Below are 19931 nucleotides of genomic sequence, written 5' to 3'. Positions count from 1 at the left end.
GTGCCCTCTCAAGCGTGGGTGTAGTGCAGCAGCGTCCGTTCATCGACATGGACACGGTCCTGCGGATGAACGACGAGCGTGGTGGCGGGATGTTCGATGATGGCCGGGCCGATCACTTCATGGCCGGGCTGCAGCAGGTCCATCTCGTAGAGATTGGCCTTGTGCCAGCGTCCACCAATATAGGCCTCGCGCACACCCTTGTGGGCGGCTGCCGGGTCCGACTTGCCGAGCGGCCGCTTGAGCAACACCGGCTTGACCTTGTCGGCGGTGGCGATCAGCCCGAGCTCAGTGATGGTGAAGCCGGCCTCGCCATAGCGCGAAACGCGATGGTTGACCTTGGCGTAGACCGCTTCGAACTCGTCGATGACCTTGCGCATGTCGTCGGCCGAATTGACCTCGGCCAGCGGCGCCATGACCTCGACGTCCTCAAGCTGGCCGGTGTAGCGCATCATCAGGAACGGCACGGTCCTGATCTTCTCGCGGGCGTGGCCGTCGGTGATCATCTCATCGACCGCGGCCTTTGTCAGGTCGTTCCACACCGTGGTGACCTTGGCGCCGAAAGCGACCAGCGTCGCCTCGTCAGCGCGCGAAGGGATGTCGTGCTGCGTCGACACCGAATGACGGCGCATGAAGTCGGCCGTGGTGCAGCCAAAGGCGGAGAAGGCGGCGGCGAACTGGAAGGTGATGATGTCCTTGAAGCCGATGCCCCTGGAGCAGCCGGCGAGATGCAGCGGCCCGGAGCCGCCATAGGAGAGCAGCGTGAATTCCGAGGGGTGGATGCCTTGGCCGGAGATGACGCGGCGCAGCGCATTGTTGGCGTCGGACTCCAGCATGTCGATCATGCCTTCGGCGGCCTCCTCCAGCCCGACACCAAGGATGTCGGAGCATTTCTCCTGGAAAGCCTTGCGGGCCTTTTCGACCTGCAGCACGACCTTGCCGCCGAGGAAGTAGTGCGGGTTGAGGCGGCCGAGGATGGCATCGCAGTCGGCGATGGTGGGCTCGGTGCCGCCGCGATCGAAGCAGATCGGGCCGGGATCGGAGCCAGCACTTTCCGGCCCGAGCGAGACTTTCTTGGTCAGCGGATCGACCTTGAGGATCATGCCGGCGCCGGCGCCAATGGTGTCGAGATGCAGCGTCGGCACGTTGAGCTTGAAGCGGTCCATCAGCGGCTCGTTCTCGATCCGCGTCTGGCCGCGCGTGATGACGCCCATGTCGAAGGAGGTGCCGCCCATGTCCGAGCAGATCAGCGAGTCGTTGCCGATTAGCTTGCCGACATAGGCCGCCCCCAGAATGCCGCCGATCGGGCCGGAGATCATGGTTTCATGCAGGCGCGGGTGGTTGATCGAGGTCAGGCCGCCGAAGGAGAGCAGCGTCTGCACGCCGTATTTGAAGCCGTATTTCTTCGAGACGTCCTCGATGCCTTTGAGCTGCTTGCGGCCGCGCGACGTGGCATAGGCTTCGATCAGCACCGAGTTCAGCCGCGACTGCTCGCGGATGACCGGGCGGACCTCATGGCTGGTGTAGACGATGATGTCGGCGCCGGCCCTCTCAACCTCCCGGCGGCAGATCGCGGCGATGCGTTTCTCGTGCACCGGATTGACGTGCGAAAAAATGGTCATGATGCAGATCGCTTCGACTTTGTCGGCGATCAGCTTCTTCGCAGCAATGACGACCTCATGCTCGTAGAGCGGCAGCACGATGTCGCCGAACTGGTCGATGCGCTCGGTGACGCCATGGGTGCGGCGGCGCGGCACCAGCGGATCGGGATGGTGATGGGTCACGGCATGCAACCGGTCGGCATAGGAATAATCGGCCCAGGCCTGCAGGCCACGGCCCATCAGGATCATGTCCTCAAGGCCCTTGGTGGTGATCAGGCCAAGCCGACGGCCGGTGCGCGACAACAGCGTGTTGAGCATGCCGGTGCCAGAATAAAGCACGACATTGACGCCGGAGAAGAGCTGCTCCAGCGAGATGCCCCAGGCATCCGCCGCGTCCTCGGCCGAAGCCAGGAAGCCCTCGGCCTCGTTCTTCGGTGTCGTCGCCGACTTGCCGATCTTGAAGTGGCCGTCCTGATCGACAAGGATCGTGTCGGTCATGGTGCCACCGGCGTCGATACCGATGACGATGGGATTGCCAATGATCGGCGGATTGCCAACGATGGGGCCGGCGGGATTGGGCTGGGTCACGGTCGCCTCGGGATGTGGTCTAGGATGACGCAAGGCTAGTTTGGACAGGCTGCCTCGCGCCATATGCCTAAAGACACAATGACGGTTGGGCCGGGATCGCCGAGAAAAGGGCATGCGCATGGGCAATATCTGGGCGCCGCTCGCCAAGGCGATCGCCGCCACCGGCACGGACAGGCATGTCGACTGCCTGATCGATCTGATCGGCGCCGACATCGCGCACGACCTCGTCACCGTGACGCGCTATTCGGCGACGCAGACACCGGAATTCATCAAGCACCGGCGCTTCTCGGACGAGATGGTCCAGCGTTATCTCGCTAGCTACTATGTCTTCGATCCGTTCTATGCCTCGTGGCGGCGCGAGCGACGGCTCGGCATCATGCCGCTGAAAGGGCTTGCCGACGAAGAGGCCAAGCGCGGCCAGTACATAGCCGGCTTCCTGGCGCAGTCGGAAATCTGCGACGAGGTCGGCATCATGCTTGCCGATGGCGGCGACTGGTGCCTCGGCATCTTCCTCGACCGCTCGACCAATTCGTTCAAGGACAGCGAAATCGCCCAGCTGGAAGAGCGGCTGCCGGTGTTCGAGGCGCTGCATGCGCTCGACATTACCGCGCGCGGCGCGGACTTTTCCCGCACATCGGCACCGACCGGCCCCGGGGCTTCACCGCGGCAAGAGCCCAGCATCCCGGCGAGCCTGTGGCCGGAACTCTCGCAGCGCGAGCGCGAACTCGTGCAGCTCATCCTGGCCGGACATCCGACCGCCAACATCGCCGAGCGACTCGGCATCACCGTCGGCACCGTCAAGAACCATCGCCGCCGCATTTACGAGAAGCTCGACATCACCACCGAGCGGGAACTGTTTTTGCAGTTCTTCCAGCACCGGGAATCTACGAACTGACATGTTGCCCCGGAGGTTGGCCGGAGCGCCACCAAGCAGACGCGTCTTTGATTATTGCTTGAGGAACGCGCCCGTGTAGGTCTGGCCAGAAAGCGCAACGGTTGCGGCCAGGGTTCCGTCTGACTGCATCACAAAGCTGAGGTCCGCGCCATTCGGGAGCCGCCCAAGCTTCAACGTGGTCCCTATTATTCTTCCGGCGCCGGCGGCCTCTCCCGGATAGTTGTCGGCCAGATTTCCCCACGCATAGGTGACCGTCACCTTTCCGTTGGAAGAAATCGTCTGAACCGCAAGTTTGGCTTCATACATTCCCTCCAATCGTCCGGCCCATAGGCCCGAAAAGGCAGCGTATTTTGCTGGAATGCCTTTGCCAGGGGGCGTGATCGCCACGGATTGATCCATGAGTGCCGAACCGGAAGAAACAGCGGCAGGACCCAAAGCAGGTTGGGAAGGATTGGGACCAGGTCCTAGCCCAGGTTCGACAGCGGCAGGTTGCTGCGTTTCAGGGGCAGTTTGGCACGCGACCAGGGCAAGGGCCGAGAAGCCAAGCATCGCGTAGCATAGGCGGTGTGCCATTTTCTGTACCCTCGGCCCATCTTTGACTCTGAGCGCAGGCCGACCTTATCACCCGTTTTCACAGACTGTGTCCAGGCAAGTATGGCGTATGACAGCGGCTTGTAGGAACAGGCAACGACCGCGAGCGAACGTCTCCATCCGTCGCCTAAACCCCAACTAGTCGCCCGGAGCGCCATTCGTGCCGCATCCCGTCGTCGGTGGATCAGGTGCGTATGGTCAACAAGACCGCAGACAACAGGTTTCGCCAACTGTCATACCAAGCGCGGCAATGAAGTCGGCCAACTAGCGCGACTGCGCGCTCGCCACGCGAGCCCGGGAGAGATGTTCGTGCCATTCTAGATGCGGGATACGATGGGCCAGATAATCGGCCATTTGCACCAGCGCTTCCGATGCGGTCAGCTGGCCTGGATGCAGCCCCTGCCTGAGCCAAAGCCCGTCGATAAGTGTCGTTATGCCAAGCGCGACAGTTTCCCGTTCGTCTGCTGGAACCAGTGCCGACAGTGCGGTCATCAAGTTCGAATGCATGCGGGCATGAACGACGCGCTGGATACGCGCCAGCTGTGGCTCGCGCGGGATTTCGGCGCAAAGGGCAAGCCAGGCGCGACAGATCCCGGGCGTGAAGAACGCCGTGCTGAAATTGCCTTCGATGATCGCCCATAGCCGCTGATCAGGGCTACGTGCAAGGCGCATCAGCCGGATCACCTCATCGCGCAGCAGAGCATTCGAGTGCCGCATGGCATGCTCGAACAGTTCCTGCTTGGTTTTGAAATAGTGGTGGACGATGCCCTTGGACGCGCCCGCCTTCTGCGCAACCTTTTGGATGGTTGCCCCGCCCATTCCTTCCGCCTGGAGGACTTCATAGGCGGCATGGCGCAGTTCTCGGCGTCGAATATCGCTTATTCTGGTCAGGCTCATGCGTCGATATTGACATACTTGGCCAATGGGATCAAGAATTGGCCGGTTGACCAATTTTCAAGCCAATCAGCCAAGGAGTTGAGACATGAACGTTCTTTCTCCGGTACGTGCCGATGCTCGACACCAAGCCTTGTCGTTGAACGCCTTCGAAGTTCCGCGCGACATGACCGGGACGGGATTTTGGGACGCCATGGAGCGCGCCAGTGCTGCCATTGGCGGCGAGGCCTTCTATGACCGGCTGCTGGAGGTGCTGACGTCATTGGTCGACGCCGATCTCCTGTCACTGGTCCGCTATTCGAGTTTTGGCGCGCCAGACCTTGTTATTCCTCGCCAGATCAGGACTGAGGTTGCAGCGCCTTATGACTCTGGTCTCTACGCGTTCGACCCTTTCCATCATTACTGGAGAACAATCGCCACGCCCGCCGTCAAATCATTGCGGGGACTTGCACCGGCGGAACTGTGGAAGAGCCGCTACGCCCTGGAGTTCCTGCGCGCCGCGCGCATCAGCGATGAAATCGCGGTGTTCTTGCCGCCAATCGGCGGCGCCAGCCCGACGCTTATTCTTGACCGGGCCGCAGGTGAATTCACCGCCGTTGAGATCGCGCGCATCGAGAGCGTTTTTCCGCTTTTGGCGGGGCTGCACAAAGCGCACCTCAAGGCAATCATCGGCCGCGGCCTGGTCGACCATTCGACCGAGAAACCGTTCCGACTGATCGACCGCAGCGGCAAGGAGCTCGCCGCCAATCGCGCCTGGAGGACGCTTGAGGCTGATCCAAATGGCGGGCTCACTGAGGCTCTGGCGGACTTGGCCAGCCTCGGCAGAACGCAGACATCGCTTGCCGACGGCCGGCTCATCATCAGGTCTCCCCTGGCTACGGATTTTGGTGTTGCTCCGGGAGGCATGTGTGATCAGGTGGAAGTGTCCGCCCTGCACGCTCCGAGCGGGCAAGACGACGGCTGGCTTGCCTGCCTTACCCACCGCGAGAAACAGATTGTGATGCTCACCCTGGAAGGGCATCCGATCGCCAGCATCGCCAGCCGCCTCGGCCTCAAGCGCGGCACCATCAAGAACCATCGGCTTCGCCTCTACCAGAAGCTCGACATCACCACCGAGAGAGAACTCTTCCTCACCTACATGCAACATCTGCGAGCACCTGGAAGATGATACCCGTGTTCACTCAGCTGCAGCGGGAACTTCGGTCTCAGCAAGGCTAGGCACCGGCAGTCGTGTGCGTCCGAAGCCAAGGGCACGCGCTCGCTTCCGGCCGCGCCGCAGCTCACCGTCCAGTTCGGCAAAATAGATGTCCTGATCGAGCTGCATCGTGTGGCGCGCCGAAGCGTAATAGCGCGCCATGTGCTTCTTCTCGTCGGCGACGATCATGCGTGACTGTTCCTCCACGTCCGGCAATGCGTATTCACCCGACAGATAGGCCGCGATCCATTTCGCCTGGCGCTCGGCAAGCGCGAACAGCGTGATGCTGGGTTGGGCCAAAGCGATGAAGAACAGGTTCGGGATGCCGGGCTTGAGGACGCGCTTGAAGAGAGGCAGCCGATTGCCGGGCGCCGATATGAAAGACGGATCGAAGAACGGAAAACTGACCTTATAGCCGGTGGCCCAGACGATGATATCGATCTGTTCGCGACGCCCGTCTTCGAAAACGACGCTGTCCCCATCGAGCTCTCTGATCCCAGGCCGAATCTCAATATCGCCCGAAGCGACCAGAGTCGGGAAGGTGTCCGATACCGAGATATGAGCCTCGAAGACGCGGTGGTCCGGTTTCGGCAGACCGAAGTCCTCCATGTAGCCAACTGCGAAATGGAATATCCGACGACCGACCCAGCGTTGCCATGACAGCGGCAGCCAGGGATAGAGCTTGCCCTTGTCGGCCGGCTTTCCGAGCAGAAATCGTGGAAAGATATGCGCGCCGCGCCGCGTGCTCACAAAGAGCCTCTTCGATATGTGGCGGGGGCAAAGCTCGTTGGCGATGTCCATTGCCGAATTGCCCATCCCGACGACGAGAACGCTTTTGCCCCTGAAGTCGATCGGGGTGAATGGGTCGCGATAGCCATGCGAGTGAATTTGCGTGCCGTCGAAATGGCCTGGATAGGCTGGGTCCGGCAAGCGGGAATCCCAGTGATGCCCATTGCAGACGAACAGGGCATCGTAAGAGCGCGTCTGGCCGTCGCCCAAGCGAATCTGCCATGTTCCCTGGCCGTCACGTGTGGCCTCGGTGACTTCGGTGTTGAGCCTGACTTTGCCTGACAGGCCGAAGTGCTCCACATAGGCCGTCAGATAGGCCAGCACTTGCGTGTGGTGCAGATAGTGAGGCGTGTCGGCAGGCATCGGAAAGTCCGACAGCTGCAGCTGCAACTTCGACGTATCGATGTGCAGGGAGCGATAGGCTGCCGACTTCCCATTTGGATTCTCGAATGCCCATTGGCCGCCAATCCGGTCGCTCATGTCAAACCAGTCAAAAGGGATGCCGCGTTCCGCAAGCGCCTTGGCGGTGACGATCCCGCTGCAGCCGGCCCCGATGATGCAGCATTTGGGAAGAGTATCTGGCTTCATGGCAAAGGCTCCCGGCAAAACAATCTTGGATGTGCCGGAAGCCTAGTTCACGGATCGCGGCTCCAACAATGGTGCCGACGGTCACCATAAACTATGCGCCGACACGTTTGGGCGCGTTGCCGCGAAGACTTCGGCAAACGGCGGCCCAGCCGCAGCAGAGGCCCTCCGCAGATGGTGACCGTCGGCACCATTGTTGGCGCCGCGCTCTGTGCAATACGCTTCCGGCACATCCAAGATGCTTTACCGGGAGCCTTTGCCATGACACTCAATCACTCGCCGCAGGGGAGGTCGTCCCCCCAATTCCAGATGCCACCGCTTCTTGTTGGACGTCGTGCTGTCGTGACCGGCGCGGCACGCGGAATTGGCAAGGCGATTGCCGATGCTTTTGACCAAGCCGGAGCGACAGTCGTCCGCCTCGATATCAATGCATCCGACGCCGTTCGCGGCTGCGATGTCGCCGATGAAGACTCAGTGGTGCGTGCCTTCATGGATGTAGCCACTGAGGGTCCTATCGACGACGTCGTTCACGCAGCCGCCATTGGCGCCGTCGCTGTGCTGGCTGACATGTCGGCGGCGGATTTCCGGCGCGTACTGGACGTGAACCTGACCGGCGCCTTCCTGGTCGCGCGAGAGGCGTCGCGCCATTTGAGCCGCGGCGGAAATCTCGTCCTTGTCGCGTCCCAGTACGGCCTCAAGGGCTGGCCCCTGTGGGGAGCCTATTGTGCCTCCAAGGCCGGCGTCTTGAGGCTTGCGGACACGCTTGTCGGGGAACTCGCGCCGCAGGGCATACGCGTGAATACGATTTCACCCGGCAGCGTCGACACGGAGATGGTCGTAACAACGACGGCCAATATCGCACGGCAATCGGGAACTGATGCCGCGGCTATTCGCGCCGGCTATGAGGCTGCCATTCCGATGGGCCGCTTCGCGCAACCCCAGGAGATTGCCTCGGTCGCCGTGGCACTCTGCTCAGGCCTCTGCTCCTATGTGAACGGATCCAATATCGTCGTGGACGGCGGAGAGCTTTCGCGATGACTGCAGCACCATCGCCGCAGCGTGTCATGATCACAGCGGGCGGCTCAGGCATAGGATGGGCGATCGCGAAGGCGTTCGCTGACAATGGCGCCAAGGTTCATATTTGCGATGTCGACGAGCGGGCGCTGGACGAAGTCACCAGGACATATCCTGAGATCGCCGTCAGACGGCTCGACCTGACGGACGAGGCAGCGATCGACCGCTGGTTTGATGATGCCTTGGGCGACCTGAACGGCCTTGATGTCCTGGTCAACAACGCCGGCACCAAAGGGCCGACCGGCTACGTCGAAGACATCAGGTTGGACGACTGGCGCGCATGCCTGAGCGTCTGTCTCGATTCGCAGTTCCTCTGCGCAAGGCGCGCCACGCCCCCTATGAAGACCCAACGTTCGGGAAGCATAATCAATATCTCCTCAACCGCCGGGCTCTACGGCTACGGCCTTCGCACGCCCTACGCCGCAGCCAAATGGGCGGTGATCGGATTGACCAAATCTCTCGCCGTCGAACTCGGCCCCTACGATGTGCGCGCCAACGCAATTTGCCCGGGCTCCGTCGATGGCGCTCGCATGCAGCACGTGATCAAGGCCGAGGCCGAAAGCCGTGGCGTCTCGCTCGACGTCGTCCAGACGGAATACGTCCAGTCACAGTCGATCAAGCGCTTCGTGAAACCGGAAGAGATCGCCGATATGTGCCTGTTCCTCGCCTCGCCGGCCGCCAAGATGGTGACCGGCCAGGCCATCGCCGTCGATGGGCATACCGAGACGTTCCACATCGGGAGCTGACATGCCGACGGGCAATTCAGAATGGCAGATCTGTTCTCAAACGCGCGACCGGCTGGGCGAGAGCATCTTGTGGCATCCGGCGGAGGAAGCTCTTTACTGGATCGATTTTTACGGCCCACTCGTGCATCGCCAAAAGGGGGGCCGCGGCGTGGTCGAAAGCTGGAAGATCGATCTCGGGGAAACGATCGGATCGCTCGTCTTTGGCGATAGGGCCGCCTTCTTCTCGCCGTTGATCACGGCCTACACCTTCTCGATACCAGCACCGGCAAAACACGCTTCTTCGCCGATCCCAAAGACGAGAAAAAGAATCTGGCCTACAATGACGGCAAGGTCGACCGTGCCGGACGCTACTGGATCGGAACCTACGATCTCTCCGAGAGGGAGCCCGGCGCGGCTTTCTATCGGATGGGACAAGGCGGCACGGCGGAAGTGGCCGACAAAGGTTTTGTCATCTGCAATGGCCCGGCCTTCTCACCCGACAATCGCATGCTCTATTTCAGTGACACGGTCGGCCATCGCATCCTCTCCTACGACCTCGACCGGGACGGGAAAATATCCGGCCGTCGGGTGTTCTTCACCTTTGCAAACAATGACGGGATGCCAGACGGCCTCGCGGTCGATAGCGCCGGCAATGTCTGGTGCGCACTCTATGGCGGCGGCAAAGTCGTGTGCATTGATGCCAGGGGAACGCTTCGAAGGTTGCTCTATTTACCGGCCACTTTCGTAACCAGCCTCTGTTTCGGCGGACCGGAATTGAAGACGCTGTATGTGACGACCGGTTGGAACAGCAGCACGACGGAAGCGACCAAGATGAGCGATGTAGGCGGCGCGGTTTTCATGCGGCCAGTCGATAGTCCGGGCCTGCCGGAGCCTGTGATCAAGGTGAGCGAAGAAACTTAGGCATTGGTAGTCGCGCCGTTCCCGCGCAGTTTTTACTGCTGCCGCCGTCTTTCCCTCATTCCCACTCGATTGTTTCCAGCCCATGATAACTGGCTGATCCTGAGCGCAATTTATTTTTCCCTCAACGCAGATACCGTCAAAAATCTTGGGCTTTTGATTTCAATGACGAATTTTCGCTGTTCGTGAATTCCGTGCTTTCGCGAACTATCGATAGGACCGGTCGATTTTCTCCCCGCAGGCTGGCATCGATCCGCTTAGCAGCAGTGCGAAAAATACCGTGATCGTCTAATCGATGATGCGCAGCAGTTCGCGCAGCCGGGCCGGCAGTCGCGGCGAGGCTTGCAGTTCGACACAACTCGCTTCCCATAGCTTCAGATACTCGGCGATCGGTATACCTGTGCGGCCGGGCCATCGGTTGAGTGCGCCCAGCGCCTCGACGCAATCGGGCGCGTGGTCGTATTCGGCCAGGATAGTCACCGACATCGCCTGGGCGAACGGATTGAGGGCGGGCATTTCGATCTCGCCGCGATGATCGGTGAACCACGCCGCGGCGTTGCGGATGAGCCCTTGGCTTTCGGCGAGCGCCGCATAGCGGTCGACGATGTCCTGCCGGTACCGGGCGATGGCATCGCCGAAGGCGTTGTCGCCGGCGAAGGGCGGGACCTCCTTCCAGCATTTCGCCAGGCGCCCGAGCCCGCGCAGCGAGTGGGCCTCCACCATGGCTTCCTCAAGCCATTGGCAGGGAGGCGCCGGTCTGGCGTCCGGCTGCCAGCTGTTGCAGAGGACATGGCCGAGCTCGTGGCCGAACTGGTAGGCGAGCTTCGACCAGTCCCGCTCACCGATATCGACGATGATCCAGGCCATGCTGCTGCCGTCCGGATGCAGCCAGATGGCCGGCGTGCCGGAAGTGTGCTCGTCGACGCGCAACCGCGTCGGCTGGCGGTCCGAGAGCAGCCGGACGCCATCGAGGCAGGCATGCCGCATCCGCTCGACGACCTGATCAGCCGCGCCCTCAAGCATGCGGCCCCAGTCGCCGGCAAGCTCGATGGGCGCTGTGAGAAGGTTTGCCTGTGGGCGGGCCGATGGAGACATGGCCGCGCGGACTATAGACGTGGTGTCCCGGGGCGCAAGGGCGGCGAGAGTGAAACCTGCGGCTGCGGCACCAACAACCACCCTGATGGAATCCCGGCGCTTCAGGTTAAATCCTCGTTCTCTCTATCGCCTAAGTCCGCAGGTCGATCGGATCGGGACGAATGAACCTACTTCGCCTTAGCCGGTTATGATCATCCGGCTTGGTTGAAAGCCCTTCAACAAGAATGCATGCATCCCATTGTGGAAGCGATGAAGCATATTTAGTCCGCGAAAATCCTCGACGCTCCACACTGAGATATGTGCTTCGGAGGCATGACCCTCCCAGTCATCTTGAACAAACGCTTCCGGAGTGATTATACATATGTAACCCGCACGGTAAATCAGACAATTAACCCGATCTATTCCATCTGACTTCCGCATATGCTCGATGCAATCCCCCATGATAACCAGGTCAAATCTGCAATGATGGCTTTTTATGAGTGTAACCGCATTGGCGACTATCACCTCATCATAATGTTTGTGGAGGTCATACGTTTCAACGTAGGATTGACCTATCTCCACGGCAGTCAAATGGCATGTGAAGCCGAGCTCTTTTGCCTTGCGTCTCGCGATGCCTGAACTGCAGCCAGCTCTACTGGGATCTCGGGTGTTGGGACCAAACTCGGATGCTCGGGCTGCATCTTTGCTGGTCGCAACTGGCTCAACCTGCGAGCGCTGGGCGACATCGTCGTGCACTTTGACGACGACGACTGCGGTTTCCCAAATCCGGCGGCGATCGCCTGGCGCCGACCGACATCCGCTGCGGCACATGCCGATAGCGCACCCGGTCGTCGGCCAAGGCGCTGAACTAGGCCGACGGCTCGGGGCTGTCGTCGGGGATCAGCCACTCGAAATCGCTCTCCGACAGCTCCGACGCCCGCGATACTGGCAGCCACAGCATGCTCTCGCGCTTTGCGAGCGTGCATGCTTACGACCTTATATGGGGCTTGGTTATGGATAATTTTTGTTGTCAATAATGAGCAATGAACCGATAATTAGCGCAATATCCCGCTATAAGGGCATGTTTATTGGATAATTCTAGGGCGGCTCGCATGATCTTTGGCATGGTGTCCACAAAAAATTCTGCGACGTTCACAGTACCTGCGGTGACTTCGTTTTTTTCTACCACCCAACTGAGCTCTGCTGATCAGTTCGTATTGATCGAAAATGAACCACATCTCGGGAAGGTGGAGAACGTCTCCGTCGTGAGAAATGAGACTCCTCGAAGCTTCGCCGCGAACGTAAATTACGTGCTGGATCTCGCGCACTCAAGAAACGAAGACGTTTTATTTATGAACAATGACATCATATTCACCAAAGACTGGCTGCACTATCTCCCTCGGTCACAGCAAAAAATTACGCTTCCCTATTGCAACCAACAGGTCCGCTATAGTTCAGGGCCCCTGATCATGCAATATCTTATGGACTGGGAGCAGTTTTCTGACAATTACGAAGCGCTAAATGAGATCGCTGACACAAATCGGAGAGCACAAGGCAACAACGATTTTGCCCGTGAGCGTCTTATGCCATTTTACTGCTTTTATCTTCCTTTCTCCATATTGTCAAAGGTCGGAAAATTTGATGAGTCATTTGGTAACGGTGGCGGAGAAGATGTGGACTACCGTTTAAGAGCTCTTCTTCAAGGGTTTGATGTAGCTTATGGAGTCAAATCATATCTCCTGCATTTTATGGGAAAGTCGACTTGGCGAGGCCCCGAGAGCCGAGAAGGAACGGCCAACCGGGACGCAACATACCGCTCCCGCTTTGCCGAGAAGTGGGGCGCGGACCTGGCGGAAGTTTTCTTGGCCGCCGGCCCCTCAGAGCATACAATCAGTCGGTTACACCTCAGCGATTCCCTTAGAGATGGAGACTTTCGATTGGTTCTAGAAAAATGCATGGTTTGATAATATCAAATCGTTTAGCGTTGAGTTTCAACTAGCCATAGCGTGGAACAAATCCGGTGCCGTCGCCCTTTTTTTCCATAATAATCACCACCCACGAGCGAGCCCCTTTGCTTGAACGGGCGATTCTGTCATTGACCAGACAGCAGTTTGATGACTGCGAGATTTTAGTTATATCTGACGAAGGCAGCCATGATACCTTCGATGCCGCGCAACGAAATTTGCGTAAGCAAGACACCTTTATTCGACGCAGTGGCCTTCCAGGTCCGGCTAAAAGCCGAAATATTGGCCTGCAACTTGCCCAGGGAAAATTTTGCATGTTTCTTGATGATGACGATTCACATACGCCAAACTGCTTGGTGGATTTATTTGATACAATTGAAAAGGCGAAGGGCGAAGTGTTTTATTTTGACTACGAACTGATAGTTGAGTTACGTTCGGCTTCCCCTTCAGCGGCTCTGGGGCGCACTATTAAGCAAACGAACGTGGATGATATAAATAACCTTATATGCTATAATTTTATTCCTAACAACGCACTAGCGATCTCTGCAGATATAGCAAAGAACCAGATGTTTGACGAGCTCCTGAGAAGTCATGAGGATTGGGATTTTTTATTGGGAATACTCCGTTCAGGGCATAAATTTACTCATGTTCCTATGGTAGGTGTTTCTGTCTATCATGATAGCGAAAATCGAGGCCATCTAAACGAAACGGCGCGAGCAAGTGGCGAGTGGGCGCCAGACTTTTTGCATATTTATCGGCGATGGCCGGCAATTACCGAAGAACAAAGGAAATTAAGGCATACAATACTTAAAAGATTGGGGCACGATATCCCTTTAACTTGGCTTTGATTCAAGTTTCTATCAAGATCTGATGCGCAAGCTGAGAGGATGCCACACATGCTGTCACCGCACCGCAAGATGCGGCGCGCCACGCAACAAAGCGACGTTCTAAGCATCGGCAGGTCGATATATTCAATTTGCGGTAATTTAGGAAAAAAGTGAACGCATCACCATTCTGCCCATACTAGACTAAATGCCGGTGATGATTGTAACCCTCTCCAAATTGGAGAGCCCCACAGACCTCTGCTAGTGGGGAAGGGTTTGGATATATCCTCGTAAACCGGCACGGATAATTCGGCAATTAAAGCGGACCGATCGTCGAGGTCTTCAAACGTATTCTGCAATATGTAAAATCAAATGATTTTGCCTCGAACGGCAGCTCGCCACCGCGAAAATTCACTCTCGTGGAGTCGATACCTGGAAATTGCCGAGAGTATAAATCCACAACGTGTGTTGCTCGTGAACCGGTATATTCCCAGCGCCAACATCCAGCACGCGCTTGCATCCTTCTGCGAGCGCGACCACATGGTTCATCATCTTCTGGTTTGGAGCCCACAGCTTTGTATCACTTCTGAGTACCACGGCTTTGTATCACTCTGAGTAAACGACGTCTCGCTCACGCTCATTGCCATTCAGTCGGAAGCCCGGATTAGGTGCAGCCACTCGCCTTGCCGGCGAGGCCAGTCGTATACGGCGGCGCAATGAGCTTGTTGGCTCAGTGACAGTTCGGGTTTGCCGGCCCACGGCGCAGCCAATTCTGCCGCCAAATTTTCAGCAAACACCGCCGCATGATCTCTTGGCTCTGGATTGGAGGGATAGACCCGCGCGTAACCGCCCGTGGTTTCGGGCAACGCGCCCAGGGAGGGCACGATCACGCGGCAACCCGCAGCCATCGCCTCTATCACGGCGAGGCAGGCCGTTTCCGCAAATATGCAGGGATAGGCGAGGAAATGCATACTTCTCAACGTCACTCGCAATTCGGCGTTAGGCGCCAGGCCGTGATAGATCACTCCTGGCAATGATTTCGCCCGCTCGTAAAGGTGCTCGTACGGCGCGTCGTCGCCGAGATAAAGCTTCATCGACGACCAGATATGGAGTTCGGCGTTGGCGGGATTTAGGCGGTCCCACGCGTCGAGCAGCACCGAAAGCCCGCGAAACGGTGTGCTGGTATAGGCGCAACGCCAGATCGGCTCCGGCTGCCACTGTCGCAGCTCCGTGTCCATATCCAGGGCGTGCCTGAGGACGACGCAACGTTTCGGAGGAAGCCCAAACTCGTTAAGGTATCGCTCTCGCTGCCAATATGAGACGAACACGAACCGGTCGACCGTGTCGACAAGCGCCTTGTCTTTGCACCACTGAACCCAGGTCTGATTGACGTCGTGATGCATCCAAACGACCCGCGGCCGTTTATCGCTCGTGTCATGTCCCGGATGGTTTATCTGCAGGTTGATCCGGTCGAGGTCGTCGCCCAGCCGTTCTTTTAATGCTTCGACCATGAGCTCGGTGCCGGCTGAACGTACCTGCGGAACCCATCCGCCGTCGCGGGTGCCCGACTCTGCGATTGGCTGGGATTGAGGCCCCTTAAGATTGTCGATCGCGAACTGCTTGTTCTTCGCGATCCGCTCCCGTTCGTTAGCCGGTAATTTGCCTTCGGTCAGGAGACGGTCGCAGGCGTCGGCGCATTCAGCGTATTTCTCGACCCAATAGGCGTTGACCGCCAGTTCGTCGAGCAGCCCGTATTGGTAGATCCAATCCTCGACCGACGGCGCGCCCGCCGGGTAGGCGAGCGCCAGGCCCCGCGTGGCAAACCTGTATCCTCGCTGGTAGAGGCCCTTGTTGCGGCAGTAGCGTGCGGCGCCGTGCAGCGCCTCGGCCCGTGCCGGCGCCACCGCCATCGCTTCGGTATAGGCGGCGAGAACCTCGTCGTCGGGACGGCCGAGCCCCTCCTTTTCCCGGGCGGTGCGCAGGAGGGTAGTGAACGTCTCCGCCTCCGGCGGAACGGCCGCGGCGGACGCCTCGCCGAGCTTGGCGAGCGCGAAATTCTTGTTTTCAAGAACCCGCTCCCGGACGTCGGCAGGCGCTTTTCCGTCATTCAACAGCCGGTCGCACGCAGTCACGCATTCCGTGTACCTACCGCTCCAATAGGCATTGACCGCCAGCTCATCGAGCAAGCCATACTCGTAAATCCACGCCGCAACAAAAAGCCCTCCGTCGGTCAACGGAATCTTCAGGCCGCGTTGCGCATATTCGACGCCCTCGGCAAATTTCTTCTTGTCCCGGCAAAAGCGGCTCGCGGCGTGCAGCGCCTCCGCACGTTTCGGCACTGTCCGATTGGCCCGCTCCCAGACGGCGAGGACCTCGTCGACGGGCTTGTCCAAGGCGGCCATCAGTTTCCCGGCTTCGAGGAAGCTGACGTAAATTTCCTCATCCCAATAGCCAAGTTCCGCACGCCTCAAATAGTGCGGCAAAGCCTTCTCGGATTCCCCGCAGTCCCTGTAGCTCTGCGCCAGATAAAATGTGTAACGCGATATCACGAACGGGTCGATTTCGGTTGCGAGTGCATTCTCCAGAACTGCCGCATCGTCCTGGTACTTTCGTGGGTTTTGACTGCGCGCTCCTTCACGTCCCGATACTACCCTGAAACCCTTGGCAGTCTGGCGTGTGATAGGGCCGGTAGGGGCCTCGAGATATTCATGCAGGACACCCTTGAAGGAGAAATCCATTCGGTTCCGACAGATCTGCGGGCGATAATACGAAATGCCGCCTTGAGACAGCTCGACGTCGTATAGATCGTGCTCCATCAGCGACTTGAACTCGATCGGATCGAAGGTGGGGTCCCGGATCAAGACATCGTCCGCGTCGATGATCATCGCATAGTCGACAGTTTCGACTTCACGCAGTCGTTCAAGGGCGAAAGTACGGTTGTATGCGAAGTCCCGCCACGGCTCGTCAATGACGGCGCCCTCCACATTGTGATCGGCGAGGAAGCCGCGGATAAGGTCTTGCGTGCCGTCCTCGGAACCCGTGTCGATGACGAGCACATAGTCAACGATAGGAAGCGCGCTGGCGAGGCATTGCAGGATGACCTTTGCCTCGTTCTTGACGATCATGCACAGGCCGATGGTGCTCATGCTAATCCCTTGACGGAGCGGCGTTCGTTATGCGTTGCGCGAAATTGTTGAAGGGGAACTCATGCGTCTTTGTCCGGCCTTTATACCTCATGCACATTACCCCGCCGCCTTGGCCATTTGCATGACCTCTGTTGCAAAGATCGGTCGTCCCTTCCCAGTCAAGCGCTATCTCAACCCATCCATTGTTAGCCAGCACTTTCCGTGGCAGCAAGGTCTCGCGGTCACCTTGGACGAAGGGGGGCGAACAACCCTTCCAATCGGGTCAATCGCTCACGCAAAAACCCCGCCGCGATATCAAGGTTTCGTTACCAACGAAGGTGGAGCATCTTTAAGCCCCGGATTTTTCGATGCATTTGGCCGCACGCACGCCATCTCGATGTTTGCCAAGGTAGTTAGTCTTGGTTGGGCAGTTAACAAATTGTAAACAGGTTATTTACAAGTTGCTAATTTTATAATTTACTAATGTCTTATGTGTCTGGGAGGGTAGCCGTGGACCGGGCCGAAGGCCCGTCGGTCCGCGCAGTCTGCGAAGCCAGGAGAGTATCCAGGAGCAAGCCACTTCGTGCGTGAGGGCGCAGAGAGTGTCTGGTGGCGTGCAAAGAAGACGTCGTACTGCCTTGAACTCAAGGCCGGCGTTTTCCCAACCTGATGTTCCCTCGCAAGTAGTCGATTCCCTCGAAAGTTGCGTGTTGGGAGTTGGCTGTGGTTGGGGTGATACCAAGTACGAAACGACGCGCCCGCGACGCGGGCTTGCGCTTCGATCAACCTCTCAATTATCCGCAACTGGCCGCCAGCAAGGATTACCCGGCGATTGATGGGTATTTCTCGGCGCCTCGTGGACCACTGCGCGCCTGCGGACGCCACGCTCTTCTCAGCGAGCGCATGCACTCGGCAGCGATCGAAACCAGCGATTGAAACCTAAGGGTACGAACCAACAGAAGCTGCGGCTCGGCCGCCGGCGACCAAGGAGAAGATGATGAGCTTCACGGCAGGATTTGCGGTCATGGAAGTCACCGTTCGGGGCGTTTTGCCGATCGGCGACACGATCGAAAATGTAAACTATTTCATTCTGGACACGGCCAAGAGCGCGATTGTCGGTCAGGTCGTTCTTCCCAGAGCCGTCAAGCGAAGCCTCGCTGTCGCTCTCACCGTCAAGGTCCCAAGCACCGCCGGCTCACTTGCCATTGGGACGTTTGGTGATGGCGGGAATTTTGAGGTCGCCAGCTTCCTCCGCGTAGAGACCCCAACCGTAGAACGTCCCGACGGCGCCGTCGGGTCGTCCGGACGATGACGGTCCCCAAGCTCCTTAGTCCGCAGCGCTCGCCGGCCAGGCCGGTGGGCGGTTTCCCCGTGAATTGAATTCGAAGCCAACAGGAGCCAGTCATGGCCCGTGCCTCTGAAATTCTCTTTGTCGACCCTTCAGTCTCCGACCTCCAGACTGTTCTCGGCAGCATGCGACCCGAGGTTCAAGCAATTGTGCTCGACGGTCGCCGGCCGGCGGCGCAGGAGATCGCTGCCGCGCTCGCGGGGCACGCAGGGCTCGATGCGGTGCACGTCATCGCACATGGCGCGTCCGGGCGGGTCAGCTTCACTGCAGGGGAGTGGTCTTCAGCCACATTGAAGGAACAGGCTGAGGATCTTGCCGCAATCGGCCGGGCGCTTGCCGTGGATGGCGAGCTGCGGCTGTGGAGCTGCGAAACGGCATCGGGGAATGCTGGCGAGACGTTTGTAGTGGCGCTGGAAGAGGCCGTCGGCGCGGACGTCCGCGCGTCGAGGTCGCTGGTTGGCGCAGCCGCTCTGGGCGGTACCTGGGACATATCCGCACACGCGAGTGCGTCCACGGCCCTGCCGCCGCTGACCTCAGACGGGGTGGCACGTTACGCGGGGGTGCTTGTCGCGGGCGATCTGACACTTACCGGTACTGTAGATAGTGGATCAAGTAACAATATCAACACGTACTATCTGGTCGATACAAATGGTACGCAAATACCTACAACCGATGATACAGTTGTGGGTAGCTTTCAGTTGCCATCTGCATCCAATGGCATGGCTCCAAAATTTTCGGTAACAGTAACAGTCCCTGTGGTTGGAGATACCTATCTCATCTATGACTCGGGCTTCCGCCTATACGGTACACTTGCCTATGTCGCCGACGCTGACCCCGACACGGACGGTGACCAACCGGGTTATCAATTCGATACCCAGCCCATCAACAACACGGGCGCGCCGGGCAACGATGGCGATCACTTTCTTGGTGGCCTGATAACCCTCGCGAGTGCCGGCGCCCCGGGAGCGACAGGTCCAGCGGGCCCCACGGGCGCGACTGGTGCTACGGGCGCGACTGGCGCCACAGGTGCGACTGGCGCCACCGGAGCGACAGGTGCGACCGGAGCGACAGGAGCGACCGGAGCCACGGGTGCGACTGGCGCCACGGGTGCGACTGGAGCCACAGGTGCGACCGGAGCGACCGGAGCCACGGGTGCGACCGGAGCCACGGGTGCGACTGGCGCCACGGGTGCGACTGGAGCCACAGGTGCGACCGGAGCTACAGGTGCGACCGGAGCAACAGGTGCAACCGGCGCCACAGGTGCGACTGGCGCCACGGGTGCGACCGGCGCCACAGGAGCGACTGGCGCCACGGGTGCGACCGGCGCCACAGGTGCGACTGGCGCCACGGGTGCGACCGGAGCTACAGGTGCGACTGGCGCCACAGGTGCCACCGGAGCGACCGGAGCCACAGGTGCGACCGGAGCGACTGGCGCCACCGGAGCTACAGGTGAAACGGGTGCAACCGGCGCCACCGGTGCGACTGGCGCCACAGGTGCGACCGGTGCGACTGGCGCCACRGGTGCGACCGGAGCAACAGGTGCRACYGGCGCCACRGGTGCCACCGGAGCCACAGGTGCCACGGGTGCGACTGGYGCCACGGGTGCSACCGGAGCCACGGGTGCGACCGGAGCTACAGGTGCAACCGGCGCCACGGGTGAGACCGGAGCCACAGGTGGGACTGGCGCCACAGGTGCCACCGGAGCCACAGGTGCCACGGGTGCGACTGGCGCCACGGGTGCCAC

15 protein-coding genes and 1 pseudogene are annotated in these 19931 nt (G+C 59.4%); 10 read left to right on the top strand and 6 right to left on the bottom strand.

All coding sequences use genetic code 11. The features are described 5' to 3' along the window. Positions 1-8: 8 nt before the first annotated feature. The gene (locus AC1DVW_RS20275; protein ID WP_477325706.1) at positions 9-2138 is read right to left on the bottom strand and encodes a hydantoinase/oxoprolinase family protein; all 2130 of its coding nucleotides are present in this window, start codon (positions 2136-2138) and stop codon (positions 9-11) included. Positions 2139-2298: 160 nt separating this feature from the next. Here AC1DVW_RS20275 and AC1DVW_RS20270 point away from each other — a divergent pair, with 160 nt between their 5' ends. Continuing rightward, a complete protein-coding gene (locus tag AC1DVW_RS20270) occupies positions 2299-3081 on the top strand; it encodes a helix-turn-helix domain-containing protein (RefSeq protein ID WP_477325385.1) in 783 nt (260 codons plus the stop codon). Between the two features lie 51 nt (positions 3082-3132). Here AC1DVW_RS20270 and AC1DVW_RS20265 read toward each other — a convergent pair whose 3' ends face one another. Next, complete coding sequence (locus AC1DVW_RS20265; RefSeq protein WP_477325383.1) at positions 3133-3468, bottom strand: hypothetical protein; 336 nt, start codon at positions 3466-3468, stop codon at positions 3133-3135. A 468-nt stretch (positions 3469-3936) separates the two neighbouring features. After that, complete coding sequence (gene betI / locus AC1DVW_RS20260) at positions 3937-4569, bottom strand: choline-binding transcriptional repressor BetI (RefSeq protein ID WP_477325381.1); 633 nt, start codon at positions 4567-4569, stop codon at positions 3937-3939. A gap of 85 nt (positions 4570-4654) precedes the next feature. On the opposite strand from betI, the gene AC1DVW_RS20255 reads away from it, so the two are divergent. After that, on the top strand, positions 4655-5734 hold the full coding sequence (locus AC1DVW_RS20255; protein ID WP_477325379.1) for a helix-turn-helix transcriptional regulator: 1080 nt from the start codon (positions 4655-4657) through the stop codon (positions 5732-5734). A gap of 9 nt (positions 5735-5743) precedes the next feature. On the opposite strand, the gene AC1DVW_RS20250 is transcribed toward AC1DVW_RS20255, so the two are convergent. Next, positions 5744-7138, bottom strand: coding sequence for a flavin-containing monooxygenase (locus AC1DVW_RS20250; protein ID WP_477325377.1), 1395 nt, complete (start codon positions 7136-7138; stop codon positions 5744-5746). 258 nt (positions 7139-7396) lie between these two features. Between AC1DVW_RS20250 and AC1DVW_RS20245 the strand changes: the two genes are divergently transcribed. The 3 genes and pseudogenes from AC1DVW_RS20245 to AC1DVW_RS20235 all read left to right on the top strand — a co-directional run. After that, positions 7397-8173 (top strand): SDR family NAD(P)-dependent oxidoreductase, encoded by a 777-nt coding sequence (locus AC1DVW_RS20245; protein ID WP_477325375.1) that lies wholly within the window; start codon positions 7397-7399, stop codon positions 8171-8173. Beyond that, on the top strand, positions 8170-8955 hold the full coding sequence (locus tag AC1DVW_RS20240; RefSeq protein ID WP_477325373.1) for an SDR family oxidoreductase: 786 nt from the start codon (positions 8170-8172) through the stop codon (positions 8953-8955). Before AC1DVW_RS20245 ends, AC1DVW_RS20240 begins: the two co-directional genes overlap by 4 nt. A gap of 222 nt (positions 8956-9177) precedes the next feature. Then, positions 9178-9855 (top strand): annotated as a pseudogene (locus tag AC1DVW_RS20235) (SMP-30/gluconolactonase/LRE family protein); the annotation flags it as partial. A 285-nt stretch (positions 9856-10140) separates the two neighbouring features. On the opposite strand, the gene AC1DVW_RS20230 reads toward AC1DVW_RS20235, so the two are convergent. After that, positions 10141-10947 carry a hypothetical protein gene (locus AC1DVW_RS20230; RefSeq protein ID WP_477325371.1) on the bottom strand — a complete coding sequence of 269 codons (807 nt, stop codon included), beginning with the start codon at positions 10945-10947 and terminating at the stop codon, positions 10141-10143. A 1091-nt stretch (positions 10948-12038) separates the two neighbouring features. On the opposite strand from AC1DVW_RS20230, the gene AC1DVW_RS20225 reads away from it, so the two are divergent. After that, positions 12039-12890, top strand: coding sequence for a glycosyltransferase family 2 protein (locus AC1DVW_RS20225; RefSeq protein WP_477325369.1), 852 nt, complete (start codon positions 12039-12041; stop codon positions 12888-12890). Positions 12891-12946: 56 nt separating this feature from the next. Beyond that, entirely contained in the window at positions 12947-13738 is a 792-nt protein-coding gene (locus AC1DVW_RS20220) for a glycosyltransferase family 2 protein (protein ID WP_477325367.1), read from the top strand. Positions 13739-14361: 623 nt separating this feature from the next. On the opposite strand, the gene AC1DVW_RS20215 is transcribed toward AC1DVW_RS20220, so the two are convergent. Next, positions 14362-16860 (bottom strand): glycosyltransferase, encoded by a 2499-nt coding sequence (locus AC1DVW_RS20215; RefSeq protein WP_477325365.1) that lies wholly within the window; start codon positions 16858-16860, stop codon positions 14362-14364. A gap of 121 nt (positions 16861-16981) precedes the next feature. Between AC1DVW_RS20215 and AC1DVW_RS20210 the strand changes: the two genes are divergently transcribed. The 3 genes from AC1DVW_RS20210 to AC1DVW_RS20200 all read left to right on the top strand — a co-directional run. Next, positions 16982-17284 carry a hypothetical protein gene (locus AC1DVW_RS20210; protein ID WP_477325363.1) on the top strand — a complete coding sequence of 101 codons (303 nt, stop codon included), beginning with the start codon at positions 16982-16984 and terminating at the stop codon, positions 17282-17284. Between the two features lie 552 nt (positions 17285-17836). Then, entirely contained in the window at positions 17837-18151 is a 315-nt protein-coding gene (locus tag AC1DVW_RS20205; protein WP_477325361.1) for a hypothetical protein, read from the top strand. Between the two features lie 92 nt (positions 18152-18243). After that, a partial coding sequence (locus AC1DVW_RS20200) for a DUF4347 domain-containing protein (RefSeq protein ID WP_477325359.1) occupies positions 18244-19931 on the top strand: 1688 nt, incomplete at its 3' end.

The sequence above is a fragment of the Mesorhizobium sp. P3_B5 genome (assembly GCF_056402815.1).
The sequence above is the reverse complement of the archived record's forward strand: the minus strand, read 5'-3'. Positions and strand labels throughout refer to the sequence as shown.